The 14,374-nt window shown below is 73.4% G+C and carries 10 protein-coding genes, 1 tRNA gene and 1 pseudogene; 5 read left to right on the forward strand and 7 right to left on the reverse strand.

Translation table 11 applies throughout. From position 1 onward, the window contains the following. The first annotated feature begins 218 nt into the window (after positions 1-218). Both selA and HEP81_RS35475 read left to right on the forward strand, forming a co-directional pair. Positions 219-1,682, forward strand: coding sequence for an L-seryl-tRNA(Sec) selenium transferase (selA, locus tag HEP81_RS35470; RefSeq protein ID WP_398738745.1), 1,464 nt, complete (start codon positions 219-221; stop codon positions 1,680-1,682). Then, a pseudogene (locus tag HEP81_RS35475) lies at positions 1,682-3,364 on the forward strand (GTP-binding protein); the annotation flags it as partial. The gene selA and the pseudogene HEP81_RS35475, both read left to right, overlap by 1 nt. Positions 3,365-3,447: 83 nt before the next feature. On the opposite strand, the gene HEP81_RS35480 reads toward HEP81_RS35475, so the two are convergent. Continuing rightward, positions 3,448-3,540: transfer RNA gene (locus HEP81_RS35480), tRNA-Sec, on the reverse strand. Between the two features lie 34 nt (positions 3,541-3,574). Between HEP81_RS35480 and selD the strand changes: the two genes are divergently transcribed. After that, positions 3,575-4,594 (forward strand): selenide, water dikinase SelD, encoded by a 1,020-nt coding sequence (selD, locus tag HEP81_RS35485; protein ID WP_037660761.1) that lies wholly within the window; start codon positions 3,575-3,577, stop codon positions 4,592-4,594. An 18-nt stretch (positions 4,595-4,612) separates the two neighbouring features. Here the strand turns inward: selD and fdh are convergent, their stop codons facing one another. From fdh to HEP81_RS35510, 5 genes are all read right to left on the reverse strand, one after another. After that, positions 4,613-7,873: a formate dehydrogenase gene (gene fdh / locus HEP81_RS35490; protein ID WP_154823804.1), complete on the reverse strand. Its 3,261-nt coding sequence runs from the start codon at positions 7,871-7,873 to the stop codon at positions 4,613-4,615. Between the two features lie 294 nt (positions 7,874-8,167). Continuing rightward, positions 8,168-9,229: an NrfD/PsrC family molybdoenzyme membrane anchor subunit gene (gene nrfD / locus HEP81_RS35495; protein ID WP_190276067.1), complete on the reverse strand. Its 1,062-nt coding sequence runs from the start codon at positions 9,227-9,229 to the stop codon at positions 8,168-8,170. Then, positions 9,226-10,251: a 4Fe-4S dicluster domain-containing protein gene (locus HEP81_RS35500; protein ID WP_037660769.1), complete on the reverse strand. Its 1,026-nt coding sequence runs from the start codon at positions 10,249-10,251 to the stop codon at positions 9,226-9,228. The genes nrfD and HEP81_RS35500 overlap by 4 nt, the downstream gene beginning before the upstream one ends. Positions 10,252-10,412: 161 nt before the next feature. Then, on the reverse strand, positions 10,413-10,865 hold the full coding sequence (locus tag HEP81_RS35505; protein WP_037660772.1) for an ATP-binding protein: 453 nt from the start codon (positions 10,863-10,865) through the stop codon (positions 10,413-10,415). A 265-nt stretch (positions 10,866-11,130) separates the two neighbouring features. Next, on the reverse strand, positions 11,131-11,304 hold the full coding sequence (locus tag HEP81_RS35510; RefSeq protein ID WP_078967593.1) for a CsbD family protein: 174 nt from the start codon (positions 11,302-11,304) through the stop codon (positions 11,131-11,133). Positions 11,305-11,431: 127 nt separating this feature from the next. Here HEP81_RS35510 and HEP81_RS35515 point away from each other — a divergent pair, with 127 nt between their 5' ends. Together HEP81_RS35515 and HEP81_RS35520 are read left to right on the forward strand one after the other, a co-directional pair. Next, on the forward strand, positions 11,432-11,911 hold the full coding sequence (locus tag HEP81_RS35515; protein WP_243279691.1) for a MarR family winged helix-turn-helix transcriptional regulator: 480 nt from the start codon (positions 11,432-11,434) through the stop codon (positions 11,909-11,911). A 134-nt stretch (positions 11,912-12,045) separates the two neighbouring features. Then, entirely contained in the window at positions 12,046-13,698 is a 1,653-nt protein-coding gene (locus HEP81_RS35520; RefSeq protein ID WP_243279837.1) for an MFS transporter, read from the forward strand. 15 nt (positions 13,699-13,713) lie between these two features. On the opposite strand, the gene HEP81_RS35525 is transcribed toward HEP81_RS35520, so the two are convergent. Further along, positions 13,714-14,358, reverse strand: a complete 645-nt coding sequence (locus HEP81_RS35525) for a DedA family protein (protein WP_037660777.1) — start codon at positions 14,356-14,358, stop codon at positions 13,714-13,716. Positions 14,359-14,374 lie beyond the last annotated feature (16 nt).

Below are 14,374 nucleotides of genomic sequence, written 5' to 3' on the forward strand. Positions count from 1 at the left end.
CGTTGCGACGGTTCGCGTCCCGCTGTTCCTGTCGGCTCTGACGCTGGTCATCACGTGCGTTCATACGGCGCCGAGTACCCCCACCCCGGCCACCGCAACGTCCCTCCCGGCGTGTCGGACGGCCGCCCCGGGGCACTGGGAGACGATGGACGGGCCCCGCCAGGGGCGGCGCGGACCGGACCGGAGGAAAGGGCGGCGGGGGCGGAATGGAACAGCGGGTGACCGCGCGGGCCGCGGACACGGAGGACGGCGCCGCCGGTGCGGGGCATGAGGCGGCCCCGGCGGACGATACGGCCGGCACGGCGCGCGCGACCGGTACGGCGGGTACGACGCCGCCCGCCGACCGTGATCCCGGCACCCCCGACCCCCGCCGCCGTGTCCCTCGTACCGACGACCTCCTGCGCGACCCCCGATTGGCCGAGGCCACGGGCCGGCTCGGAGCCGCGGTCGTCAAGGGGGCCGTACGGGAGGCGCAGCAGCGGGCCAGGGACGGGGAGCTCGCGCCCGAAGACGTGCCGGACACGATCCTCGGCCTGCTGCCCGACACCGCGAGCGGACTGCGCCCGGTGCTCAACGCCACCGGGGTGCTGCTCCACACCAACCTCGGCCGCGCCCCGCTGTCGGACGCCGCCCGGCGGGCCGTGACCGAGGCCGCGGGACCCACCGACGTGGAACTCGACCTGGTCACCGGCGCCCGGGCCCGCCGCGGCCGCTCCGCCCTCGCCGCGCTGCGGGCCCGGGTGCCGGCCGCCGGGGACGCCCATGTCGTCAACAACGGCGCCGCCGCCCTCGTCCTCGCCGCCACCGCGCTCGCGGCCGGCAAGGAGATCGTCGTCAGCCGGGGCGAGATGGTGGAGATCGGCGACGGCTTCCGGCTGCCCGACCTGCTCGTCTCCACCGGCGCGCGGCTGCGCGAGGTGGGCACCACGAACCGTACGACCGCCGCCGACTACGCCGCGGTGATCGGCCCGGAGACCGGGTTCGTGCTCAAGGTGCACCCGTCCAACTTCCGCGTCACCGGCTTCACCCGCGCGGCCCAGGCCGGGGAACTCGCCTCGCTGGGCGTCCCGGTCGTCGTGGACATCGGCTCCGGACTGCTCGCCCCGCACCCGGGCCTGCCCGAGGAACCCGACGCCGAGACCCAGCTGCGCGCGGGCGCCGCCCTGGTCACCGCGAGCGGCGACAAGCTGCTCGGCGGACCCCAGTGCGGACTGCTGCTCGGCGACGGCGACCTGGTGCGCGCCCTCGCCCGGCATCCGCTGGCCCGCGCCCTGCGCGTCGACAAGCTGACCCTGGCCGCCCTGGAGGCCACCCTCACCGGACCGCCCACCCCCACCGCCCACGCCCTGACCGCCGACCCGGTCGCCCTCAGGGCCCGCGCCGACCGGCTCGCCGCCGAACTGGGCGCCCACGGGATCGACGCCCGCGCCGTCGGCAGCACCGCCACGGTCGGCGGGGGAGGGGCACCCGGGATCGGACTGCCCAGTGCCGCGCTCTCCCTGCCCGAGCCGTACGCCGCCGCGCTGCGCACCGGTCGGACGCCGGTCGTCGGACGCCTGGAGGCCGGGCGCTGTCTGCTGGACCTGCGCTCCGTGCCCCCGGCCGACGACGAACGGCTCGCGGGCGCCGTGCGCGCGGTGCGCACGAGCGACGATCAGGCCGCCCGCGAGGAACGGGCCTGATGCGGGTCCTCGCCACCGCCGGGCATGTCGACCACGGCAAGTCCGCCCTGGTCCGGGCGCTCACCGGGATGGAACCCGACCGGTACGCGGAGGAGCGCCGCCGGGGTCTCACCCTCGATCTCGGCTTCGTGTGGACGCGGCTCGACGCGCTCGGCGACCACCTCGCCTTCGTGGACGTGCCCGGCCACGAGCGGTTCGTGCCGACCATGCTCGCCGGGGTCGGGCCGGTGCCCGCCGTGCTGTTCGTGGTCGCCGCCGACCAGGGGTGGCAGCCCCAGTCGGCGGAGCACCTCGCCGTCCTCGACGCGCTCGGCGTGCGGCACGCCGTCCTCGCGGTGACCCGGAGCGACCTCGCCGACCCCGAACCGGTGCGCGCCGACGCCATGGCACGACTGGCGGACACCTCCCTCGGCAAGGTGGCATCGGTCGCCGTGAGCGCCGTCACCGGCACGGGACTCGACGAACTGCGCACCGAACTCGCCCGACTGGCGGGGGAGTTGCCCGCACCCGACCCGGACGTCGACGTACGCCTGTGGCTGGACCGGGCGTTCACCGTCCGCGGTCATGGCACCGTGGTGACCGGCACGCTCGGCGCGGGCACCCTGCGCGTCGGCGACCGGCTGGCCACCGGGGACGGCTCGGCGGTGCTGCGGGTGCGCGGGCTCCAGAGCCTGCACGAGGACCGGGCGGCCGTCAGCGGGGTGGCCCGTGTCGCGGTCAATGTGCGCGGGCCGGGGGACACCCGACTGCGCCGGGGGCAGGTGCTGCTGAGCCCCGACCGCTGGCGGGCCACCGAGGTGATCGACGCGCGGATCGACGGCGAGCCGGTGGCCGAACTGCCCCGCCAGGTGACCCTGCACCTCGGGACCGCCGCCGTGCCCGTCACCGTCCGCCCGCTCGGCACCGACACCGCCCGGCTGACCCTCGCCCGCCCGCTGCCCCTGCGGATCGGCGACCGCGCGGTGCTGCGCGCGCCCGGCGGCGGCAGGCCGCCCCGAGGCGTCACCGTCCTCGACGTACGGCCGCCCCGGCTGACCCGGCGCGGCGCCGCCCGGGCCCGCGCCGCCGAACTCGCCGCCCTGACCGGCCACCCGGACCCGGCCGCCGAACTCCGCCGCCGGGGACTGATCCGCCGCGCCGACCTCACCGCGATGGGCGTCCCGGCCCCCGCCGAACCCGTCACCGGCGACTGGCTGGCCGACCCGGCGCACTGGGCCGAACTGCGCGACCGGCTGACCATCGAGGTCGAACGGCACGCCCGCGCCCACCCGTTGGACCCCGGCCTGCCCACCGAGGCCGCCCGCCACCTGCTCGCCCTGCCCGACCGCGCCCTCGTCGACGCGCTGGCCGGGACATCCCCCCGACTCCGCGCCGACCAGGGCAGGCTGTTCACGGCGGACAACTCCCGCCCCGCCCTCCCCCCGGCCGTGGACGCCGTACGCCGGGACCTGGACCGGACGCCGTTCCGCGCGCCCGAGGCCGGCCGGCTCGCAGAACTGGGCCTGGACCACCGGACGTTGGCCGCCGCCGTCAGTGCCGGGGCGCTGCTGCGGATCGCCGACGGAATCGTGCTGCTGCCCGGCGCCGACACCGAGGCCGCCGCCGTACTGCGCGCCCTGCCCCAGCCCTTCACCCTCAGCGAGGCCCGGCGCGCCCTGGACACCACCCGCCGGGTTGCCGTACCGCTGCTGGAGTTCCTGGACGCACAGGGGCACACGGAACGCGTCGACGACCAGCGCAGACGCTGCCGCGGTGGACCGGGGAGCGGAGGCGGACGGGAATCGAACCCGCCTGCCCGAGATCCTCGGGCACCTCGGTTTTGAAGACCGGGAGGGCCACCAGGCACCCACACGCCTCCACCGCTCGCCAGGCTAGTGCCCGAGGAGACCGCGATGACACCGACCCGCCAAGCGACCGTCCGACTCACGCAGTTCGCCCACGGCGGCGGCTGCGCCTGCAAGATCCCGCCCGGTGAGCTGGAGGAGGTGGTCAGCGGGCTGACCGTGCCCCAGCTCACCGGGGGCGACACCCCGCTGCTGGTCGGCCTCGCCACCGGCGACGACGCGGCCGTCGTCACCCTGCCCGGCCGGCCCGGCACGGCCGTGGTGTGCACGGCCGACTTCTTCACCCCGGTGGTGGACGACCCCTACGACTGGGGGCGCATCGCCGCCGCCAACGCGCTGTCCGACGTGTACGCCATGGGCGGCCGTCCGGTGCTCGCCGTCAATCTGCTGGCCTGGCCGCGCGACCGGCTCCCCTTCGAGCTGGCCCGTGAGGTGCTGCGCGGCGGTCTGGACATCGCCACCGAGGCGGGTTGCCATATCGGCGGCGGCCACAGCGTGGAGGACCCGGAACCCAAGTACGGCATGGCCGTCACCGGCATCGCCGACCCCGAGCGGCTGCTGCGCAACGACACCGGCCGCCCGGGGCTCCCGCTGTCCCTGACCAAGCCGCTCGGCCTCGGCGTGCTCAACAACCGGCACAAGGTCACCGGCGAACGCTTCGCCCAGGCCGTCGCCACCATGACCGCCCTCAACCGGGACGCGGCCGAGGCCGCGCTCGCCGCCGGGGCGACCTGTGCCACCGATGTCACCGGCTTCGGCCTCCTCGGCCATCTGCACAAGCTGGCCAAGGCCTCCGGGGTGACCGCCGTGCTCGACACCGCGGCCGTGCCCTACCTGGACGGCGCCCGCGAGGCCGTACGGGACGGCTTCGTCAGCGGCGGCACCCGGCGCAACCTCGAATGGGTCGCCCCCTGGACCGGGTTCGGCACCACCGACGCCGACACCCGGCTGCTGCTGGCCGACGCCCAGACCTCCGGCGGACTGCTGGTCGCCGGAGAGGTGCCCGGCGCGCCGGTGGTGGGGGAGCTGGTGCCGTACGACGGCGCCCACACCATCGTGCTCGAATGACCCACCCGCACAAGGGACTTACGGCTCGGTACCCGTGTGCGCGTCGATGCCCGCCCGCGCCCGGTAGGCCCGCACCAGCTCCGCGGCCGCGGGTCCCCGCGGCCGGCGCCCCGGCCGGATGTCCACCGCGATCGCCTTGGCCTCCTGGATATGGGTGTTGGGATCCAGGGACAGATGCAGCAGCTCGTTGGCCGCGTCGCCGGTGGTGTAGCCGTTGGGGCCCCAGTGATAGGGCAGACCCACCTGGTGCAGCCGGCGGCCGTGCACGGTCAGCGGGGCAATCCGGTCGGTGACCAGCACCCGCGCCTCGATCACCGCGCGGGCGCTGACGATCGTCGCCCAGCCGGTGTGCTCCAGACCCCGCTCGGCCGCCAGCTCCGGGGAGACCTCGCAGAAGAACTCCGGCTGGAGCTCGGCCAGATAGGGCTGCCAGCGGGACATGCCGCCCGCGGTGTGGTGCTCGGTGAGCCGGTACGTGGTCGCCACGTACGGGAAGACCTCGGAGCCGTGCTCGTCACCGCTCGGCTGGTAGCGGTTGTCGGGCAGCGTGGGCAGCAACTGCCGTACGGGATTGCGCTGCTGGTCGTGGAGCAGATTGGGGAACGGCGAGTCCTGCGGCTCGTAGTGCACGGGCAGCGGGCCGTCCGTGAGCCCGGACGGCACATACAGCCACGCCTTGCCGTCGGCCTGCATGATGAACGGGTCCCGGCCGGACAGCGCCGCCGGCCCGCTGGCGTCCTGGTCCGGTTCGTACCCCGGCGCCTTGTCCTTCGAGAAGTCGGGGACGTCGTGCCCGGACCACTCACCCTTGTCCGCGTCCCACCACACCAGCGCCTTGCGCTCGCTCCACGGCCTGCCCTCGGGGTCGGCGGAGGCACGGTTGTACAGCACCCGGCGGTTGGCGGGCCACGCCCAAGCCCACTCGGCGGCCACCCAGTCCTGCTGCCCGCCGGGCTTGCGGCGCGCGGCCTGGTTGACGCCGTCGGCGCGCACCCCGCAGTAGATCCAGCACCCGCAGCTGGTCGAGCCGTCGGGCTTCAACTGCTCGTACGAGGAGAGCGGTTGGCCCGCCGCGTCATGGCCGTTGATCTCGGCGAGCACCGCCTCGGCGTCCGGCTCGACCAGCGGGCCCTTCGTCGGATAGTCCCAGGCGAGGTCCAGCACCGGGCGGTCCATCTCGTCGGCCGACCCGGCGAGCTTCTCCCGGATGATCCGCCCCAGATGGAAGGCGAACCACAGGTCGCTGCGCGCCTCGCCGGGCGGCTCGACCGCCTGGTGGTGCCATTGCAGCAGCCGCTGGGTGTTGGTGAAACTGCCGTCCTTCTCGGTGTGCGCGGCGGCCGGCAGGAAGAACACCTCGGTACGGATGTCCTCCGTGCGCAGCTCCCCGGTCTCGATCTCCGGGCCGTCCCTCCACCAGGTCGCCGACTCGATCAGCGAGAAGTCGCGCACCACCAGCCAGTCCAGGTTGGCCATGCCGAGCCGCATCAGCTTGGTGTTGGCGTTGCCCACCGCGGGGTTCTCGCCCATCAGGAAGTAGCCCTTGCAGGTGCCCTCCAGCTGGGCCATCGTCGTCTCGTACGTCGAGTGCGAACCGGTCAGCCGCGGCAGGTAGTCGAAGCAGAAGTCGTTCTCCTCGGTCGCGTGGTCGCCCCAGTACGCCTTGAGCAGGCTCACCAGGTACGCGCGCATGTTGCCCCAGTAGCCCTTGGGCGCCGCCTCCGCCGCCACGAACGCGGCCAGATCCTGGTTCTGGTGCGCGTGCGGCATCGGGATGTAGCCCGGCAGCAGGTTGAACAGGGTCGGGATGTCCGTCGAGCCCTGGATGGAGGCGTGCCCGCGCAGCGCGAGGATGCCGCCGCCCGGCCGGCCGATGTTGCCGAGGAGCAACTGGAGGATGCAGGCGGTGCGGATGTACTGCACGCCCACCGTGTGCTGGGTCCAGCCCACCGCGTAGGCGAAGGCCGTCGTACGCTCCCGCCCGGAGTTCTCCGTGACCAGCTCGCACACCTGCAAGAACAGCTCCGGCGGCACCCCGCACACCTGCTCCACCATCTCCGGTGTGTAGCGGGCGAAGTGCCGCTTGAGCACCTGGAAGACACAGCGCGGATGCGTCAGCGTCTCGTCCCGCTCCGGCTCGCCCTCGCCGATCACCGCGCCGCCCGCGCCGTGCGCCTCACCACGCGCCGCCTCGGTCACCGAACTGCCGCCCCCGGTGCGCTCGTCGTACTCCTGGTCGCGCTCCCCGGAGGCCGCCTGCGTCTCCGTACCCTCGTACTGCCAGCTGGCGTTGTCGTAGGAGCGGGTCTCGCTGTTCAGGCCGGAGAAGACGCCCGACAGGTCCTCGGTGTCACAGAAGTCCTCGCGCAGGATCGTCGGCGCGTTGGTGTACGCCACGATGTAGTCGCGGAAGTACTTCTCCTTCTCCAGCACGTAGTTGACGATCGCGCCGAGGAAGGCGATGTCCGAGCCCGCGCGCAGCGGCACATGCAGATCGGCGAGCGCGCTGGTGCGGGTGAACCGCGGGTCGACATGGATCACCTTCGCGCCCCGCGCCTTGGCCTCCATCACCCACTGGAACCCGACCGGATGGCACTCGGCCATGTTCGAGCCCTCGATGACGATGCAGTCCGCGTTCTGGAGGTCCTGCTGGAAGGTGGTCGCGCCGCCGCGTCCGAACGAGGTTCCCAGACCGGGAACGGTGGAGGAGTGTCAAACGCGCGCCTGGTTCTCGATCTGGATCGCGCCGAGCGCCGTGAACAACTTCTTGATGAGGTAGTTCTCCTCGTTGTCCAGCGTGGCCCCGCCGAGGCTCGCGATGCCCATGGTGCGCCGGGTGCGGGTCTTGTCGACCTCCCACTCCCAGCCCGCCCGGCGGGCCGCGATCACCCGGTCGGCGATCATGTCCATCGCGGTGTCGAGGTCGAGGCGCTCCCATCCGGTTCCGTGCGGGCGCCGGTAGAGCACCTGGTGCTCGCGGGCGTCGCCGGTCGTCAGCTGGAGGCTCGCCGAGCCCTTGGGGCACAGCCGGCCGCGGGAGACGGGGGAGTCGGGGTCGCCCTCGATCTGGGTGACCTTCTCGTCCTGGACGTACACGTTCTGGCCGCAGCCCACCGCGCAGTACGGGCAGACGGACTTCACCACCCGGTCGGCCGAGGCCACCCGGGGCGTGAGCCGTTCACTGGCCCCGCTCTTCGCGGCGGCACCCCGGCCCAGCGGATCCGTCCCGGTGAGCTGGCGATAGACCGGCCAGGAGTCGATCCAGGTGCGTACGCCCACGGTCACTCCTCCCACTCGTCGTCCCGATTGTCGCGCGGCGACGCGGGGACGGCATCTCGTGCGTCGGGGGGGTGGGGGGTACCCCGGGGGCGGTGGGGGGAAACGACCTGGGCGGGAGCTGCGTGCGGCGGGCAGGCGGGTTCGATTCCCGTCCGCCGCGAACGGCCTTGGGCGAGGGCGGCGGAGGCGCGAGGGGGGCGGTGCGGTGTGGCGCTTCGCTCTGCCGGCGCCGGGAGGTGATCCCCGTCCGTTCCGTGGCCGTCGTCCTCCGGCCGTCGTGACCGGTGGCCCCGCTCAACTCCCCTGTGCCGCAAGCCTCTCGCGCTGCGGTACGACCGTGTAGCGGGGATCCTCCGCCGAGGCCACTCCGGCGTGGAAGACACCGAAGCGCAGGGCCGCCGAGCCGGTGAGGAGGGCGGCGCCTGCGGCCAGGGCCACGCGGCGGTCGCGCAGCCGGCCGGAGAGGAGGGCCAGGGCGGCGCCGGTCACGGTCAGGGCTTCGGAGGCGCGCAGCAGGATCCGGGGCCTGCCCTGGTCGAAGGGCTCGGCCGCGATGCCCATCCGGCGCCTCATCAGCTGGAAGGCGCCCAGTTCCAGCGCGGCGCCGAGCAGCGCCGTACGACGGGCCGGTCCCGCCTGCGAGGTCGGCGCGGCGGCCAGGGCGAGGCCGGACGCGGCGGCCGCGGCCGACCCAGCGAAGACGAAGGGGAGTTGACGGTAGCCCTCGTGCCAGGACGGGACCGCCGTGTCCGAGAGCAGGACCGCCGTGTACGTGGCCACAGCCGGGCCGAGCGCCGCCGCCCCGAGGGTGGCGGCCGAGCCCAACAGCCGGTAACGGCTTGCCACTTCGGCTGCGGTCGAGCCCAACAGCCGATAGCGGACCGCCACTTCGGTGGCCGCGGCGGCCATGGTCAGCGGTGCGTACCCCACCAGGATCCAGGAGCCCACGCTCATCGGCGAGGTCGGCTTGAACACCCGCAGCATGTTCAGGAACCGCGTCGGGCGGCCCAGATCGTGCACCAGCGCGGCCAGCGACAGCGAGATCGCCCCGGCCGCCCCCAGTTTCGCCGGTGCCGCGAGCCTTGGCCGGCCCGTCAGCTCACCCCCGGCCGCCAGCAGCGAGGAGGCCCCGGCCAGACCGCCCAGATACAGGTACCCGGCGATGTCCAACGCCTTCCACGTGGGCTTGTTCAGCACGGGTTTGCCGTAGTACGACGAGAACGACGCGTCCGGCACCATCGACCGCTCGCCCCGCCCGCGCCGCCGACGCCGGCGCCCCGCGTACGCCCCGGTCGGCGCCTCCCGGCCCGGCCGCCCGCCCCCGGCACCGCCCCGCCCGGCATCCGCCCCGCTCATCGCGCCCTCCTCGGACGACACGCGAAACCGCCCACCGCGAGCCCGACCAGCGTCACCGCAGCCAGCGCCGCGTGCCGCCACATGTCGGGCAGGTCCCGGGTGGTGACCACCGGATCCGGTGGCAGACCGTAGACCTCGGGCTCGTCGAGCAGCAGGAAGAACGCCCCGTCGCCGCCGACCCCGTCCCCCGGGTCCTCGCCGTACAGCCGGGCGTCCGCCACCCCGGCCGCGTGCAGCCGCGCCACCCGGTCCGCCGCCCGCTCCCGCAGCTCGTCCAGCGGCCCGAACTGGATGGAGTCCGTCGGGCACGCCTTGGCGCAGGCGGGCTCCATGCCGACGCCCAGCCGGTCGTAGCACAGCGTGCACTTCCACACCCGGCCGTCGTCCTTGCGCTGGTCGATGACGCCGTACGGGCAGGCGGGCACGCAGTAGCCGCAGCCGTTGCAGATGTCCGACTGCACCACGACCGTCCCGAACTCGGTGCGGAACAGCGCCCCGGTGGGGCACACATCGAGACAGGCCGCGTGGGTGCAGTGCTTGCACACGTCCGAGGACATCAGCCAGCGCAGCTCGGTGCGGCCGTCGGGGGAGAGCGGGGAGATCTGCCCGGCGGGGGCGCCCTCGGGGGCCTGCCCCGGCGGGGGAGCGGTGGCGCCGGGTCCGGGGGAGGAGGCATCGGTGCCGAGCCGCGCCGCCGCCGCGAAGACATCCGTGTCCTCGTGGCGGACACCGGGCTCCTGCCCGCCGAACGGCTTGCTCTGCTCGATGAAGGCCACATGCCGCCAGGTGTCGGCGCCCAGGGTCTGCGTGTTGTCGTAGGACATCCCGGTCAGCTCCAGGCCGTCCTCCGGGACCGCGTTCCACTCCTTGCAGGCCACCTCGCACGCCTTGCAGCCGATGCACACCGAGGTGTCGGTGAAGAACCCCATCCGCGGCGGCGCGTCCGGATAGCCGGATGCGCCGGCCACATCCGGCTGGGGGCCGTACCACTGGTTCCCGCGGGCCTCAGGGCCGTCGCCCATGGCATGCCTCCTCGGTCACGAGTGACTTCTCATGAGGACCGGCACCAGCGGGCTGTGGAGCGCCGGTTCCTCCCAGGGGGACCCGTGGTCTCCCCCGAGCGTGGCACGACTGCCCGCACTCCGCGCGCCCGGAACGGCGTCGCCCACCGGGTGGCGTGGGCTCATCCCTCGCCCCGCGCCCCGCCGCCCTCGGAGACCAGCGGAACCGTCGCGGTGACCCGCTTGCCGTCCGGCAGCACCGTCACCTCCAGATCCCGCGAGAGCATCCGCACCAGATGAAGACCATGGCCGCCGACCCGTGCGGGGTCGGGCGGCCGGGGACGCGGCGGTGAGCTGGAGGTATCCGTCACGCAGATGCGCAGCGCATGGGCGCCGGCCCTCAGCTCCAGGCTGAGGGCGCACGGGCCCGGCGCGTGTTTCTCCGCGTTCGTCACCAGTTCGCTCACGACAAGCTGTGCGTCCTGGACCGAGCGCCGCAGCGGCGCCGGGCGGGCCGCGGCGAGCAGGGCGGCGACGGCGTCACGCGCGTCGGCGCTGCTGCACATGCCGGTCTCCCAGGTGCGGCTGTAGCCCAGGTCCTGCGTCCTCGGGTGCGTCCTCAGCGAGATGTCCATACCTCGTCGCCCTTTTCCCTCCGGGGTTCGGGGTCCCTTCCTGCGCGCGTGCGGGGAATGTGCCGTCCTCTGGCTCGGCTACCCGCTGGTCCGTCGATCAAGGGGACGTGCACCGGTAATCCTTCGGTTGCACACGAATCCCTGCTGGCAGCGGGTGCCGGACGCGACAGCGGGTCCCGGGAATCCACTGGGGGTGGATTCCCGGGACCCGCTGGAGTCGATCGTCCGGGTCAGTGCCATGGCCGACGGCGGGCCTCAGTGGGCCTCAGTGCTTGAAGGTGTCCTTGGCCTTCTCCTTGGCCTGCCGGGCATCGCCCTTGGCGCCTTCCATCCGGCCCTCGGCCTCCATGCTCTCGTTGCCGACGGCGCGGCCGATGGCCTCCTTGGCCTTGCCCTTGGCCTGCTCCGCCTTGCCCTTCGCCTTCTGGTTGCCTGCCATCGGAGTCTCACTTCCCAACGTCTCGTGATGTTCCGTTCGCCATTCGGTTTGCCACTGCGACGCCCCTCAAACCGATTACCCGTCCTTGGTTGTACAGGCCAGACTGCTAAACCTATTGTTACTAATCATGGATGTGGCGACGGAAGACATGGCGGGGACAGCTCCCGCCGGCCCGGGCGGCGACCCGGGGACCAGCGCGCTCGCGGGCGCGCTCCGGCTGGCCATGGGCCGGATCGTGCGCAGGCTGCGCCAGGCCCACGCGGTGGGCGACCTCACCCTCTCCGGCGCCTCGGTGCTGGCCCGGCTCTCCCGCGGCGGACCCGACTCGCCGGGCGCGCTCGCCGAGTTGGAGCGGGTGCGGCCGCAGGCGATGGCCGGCACCCTGGCCGGTCTTGAGCAGCGGGGACTGGTCAGCAGGGCGCCCGATCCGGCCGACCGGCGCCGGGCCGTCATCGCGATCACCGAGGAGGGCAGGGCCGTGCTGGAGCGGCGCCGCTCCGAGTCCGCCGACCGCCTCGCCCACGCCCTGGCCGGGTTCACCCCGCAGGAGCGGGAGGCCCTGACCGGCGTACTGCCCCTCCTCGACCGGCTGGCGGAACAGCTGTGAACGCCGATACGCCCGAGGGCGGCATACGCGCCCGGCTCCTCGCCCGCTCGGCCCGGCAGCGGGCCACACCGCCCGGCCCCGGCTACAAGTGGGTCGCCCTGTCCAACACCACGCTCGGCGTCCTGATCGCCACGATGGACGCCTCCATCGTGATCATCTCGCTGCCGGCCATCTTCCGCGGCATCGGCCTGGACCCGCTCGCCGCGGGCAACATCGGCTATCTGCTGTGGATGATCCTCGGCTATCTGCTGGTCTCGGCCGTCCTGGTGGTGGTCCTCGGCCGGCTCGGCGACATGTTCGGCCGGGTGCGCATCTACAACCTGGGCTTCCTGGTCTTCGCCCTCGCCTCCATCGCCCTGTCCCTGGACCCGCTGCCGGCCGGGGCGGGCGCGCTGTGGCTGATCCTGTGGCGCATCGTGCAGGCGTTCGGCGGCTCCATGCTCACCGCCAACTCGGCCGCGATCCTCACCGACGCCTTCCCCTCCCGGCAGCGCGGCATGGCGCTCGGCATCAACCAGATCACCGCGCTCGCCGGGCAGTTCCTCGGCCTGCTCGCCGGCGGTCTGCTGGCCGCCGTGGACTGGCGGGCGGTGTTCTGGGTGAGCGTCCCGATCAGCGTCACCGGCACCATCTGGTCGTATCTCAGCCTGCGCGAGACCGCGGCGGGCGGGCGCGGCCGGGTCGACTGGCTGGGCAACCTCACCTTCGCCTCGGGCGCCGGCATCCTGCTCGCGGGCATCACCTATGGCATCCAGCCCTACGGCGGCCACCCGACCGGCTGGACCAACCCGCTCGTCCTCACCGGGCTGATCGGCGGCGTGTTCCTGCTGCTGGTCTTCTGCGTGGTGGAGAACAAGGTCGCCGAACCGATGTTCCGCCTCTCGCTGTTCAAGGTGCGGGCCTTCGCGGCGGGCAACCTCGCCGCCCTGCTGACCGCGATCGCCCGCGGCGGGCTCCAGTTCATGCTGATCATCTGGCTCCAGGGCATCTGGCTGCCGCTGCACGGTTACGACTTCGAGGACACCCCCCTGTGGGCGGGCATCTTCATGCTGCCGCTCACTCTCGGCTTCCTGCTCGCCGGCCCGGTCTCCGGCTACCTCTCCGACCGGTTCGGCGCCCGGATCTTCTCCACCGCCGGGCTGCTGGTGGTCGCCGGGTCCTTCCTCGGGCTGCTGGCCCTGCCGGTGGACTTCGACTACGGCCCGTTCGCCGCGCTGCTGCTGCTCAACGGGCTGGGCCAGGGCATGTTCTCCTCGCCCAACACCTCCTCGATCATGGGCAGCGTGCCGGTGAAGTACCGGGGCGTGGCCTCCGGGATGCGCTCCACCTTCCAGAACTCGGGCACGGCCCTGTCCATCGGTGTGTTCTTCTCGCTGATGGTCTCCGGGCTCGCCGCCACCCTGCCGAAGACGCTGAGCAGCGGCCTGGCGGCGCACGGAGTGCCCGCCGCGACCGCGCACCAGGTGGCCTCGCTGCCGCCGGTGAGCACCCTGTTCGCCACGTTCCTCGGCAACAACCCCATCGGCCATCTGCTCGCGGGCGGCACCCTGGACCAGCTGACCGCCGCCCAGCGCGCCACCCTGACCGGCCACACGTTCTTCCCCGAACTGGTCTCCGGGCCCTTCCACCACGGCCTGACCATCGTCTTCAGCGTGGCCGCGGGCATGGCCCTGGTCTCCGCGGTGGCCTCCGCGCTGCGCGGCGGCCATGAACGCGCCGACGAGGCGCCGTCGACCGGCACCGAGCAGCCCGCGCCGAAGCCGAGCGGGGCGGCGCGCCCCTCCTGAGCCCCCGGCCCTGGGTCAGCCGGGCCCCTCGGACCCGGCGCGCTCGTGGCGCCGTCGCAGGACATGACGGGCCACGAGCGCGAGGACCAGGACCGCGAGGGCCAGCACGAAGTAGAGCTCGTAGCGCTTGATGTCCTCGTAGACCGTGTCGATATGGCTGCCGGCCAGATAGGCGAGGGTGGTCCACAGACCCACCCACAGGGCCGCGCCGAGGGCGTTGAAGGCGAGGAAGCGGCGCCAGTGCATGCCCGAGGTGCCGGCGACGATGCCATTGGCCTGGCGCAGGCCCTCGATGAACCGGGCCACGGTCACGATCACTCCGCCGTGCCGGGCGAAGAAGTCCTCGGCGACCGCGAACCGCTTCGGGGTGAGGAAGACGTACTTCCCCCAGCGGTGCACGAAGGCACGCCCGCCGAAGTGGCCGATCAGATAGCCGATGTTGTCCCCGACGACGGCCGCGGCGAACGCGATGAGGGCCACCTTCACGATGTCCAGCTCACCCGCGCCCGCGTACACCCCGGCGGCGAGCAGGATCGTCTCGCCCGGTGCCGGGATGCCGAAGTCCTCCACGAGGATCACGACCCCCACGGCCCAGTAGCCGTAGTGGCCGAGCAGCGGCGCCAGATGGGCCAGTGGTCCCGGAAGCGGAGGGGTGGCCATGCCTCAACGGTACGGG

The organism is Streptomyces griseofuscus (genome assembly GCF_014673495.1).
GTDB lineage: Bacteria > Actinomycetota > Actinomycetes > Streptomycetales > Streptomycetaceae > Streptomyces > Streptomyces murinus.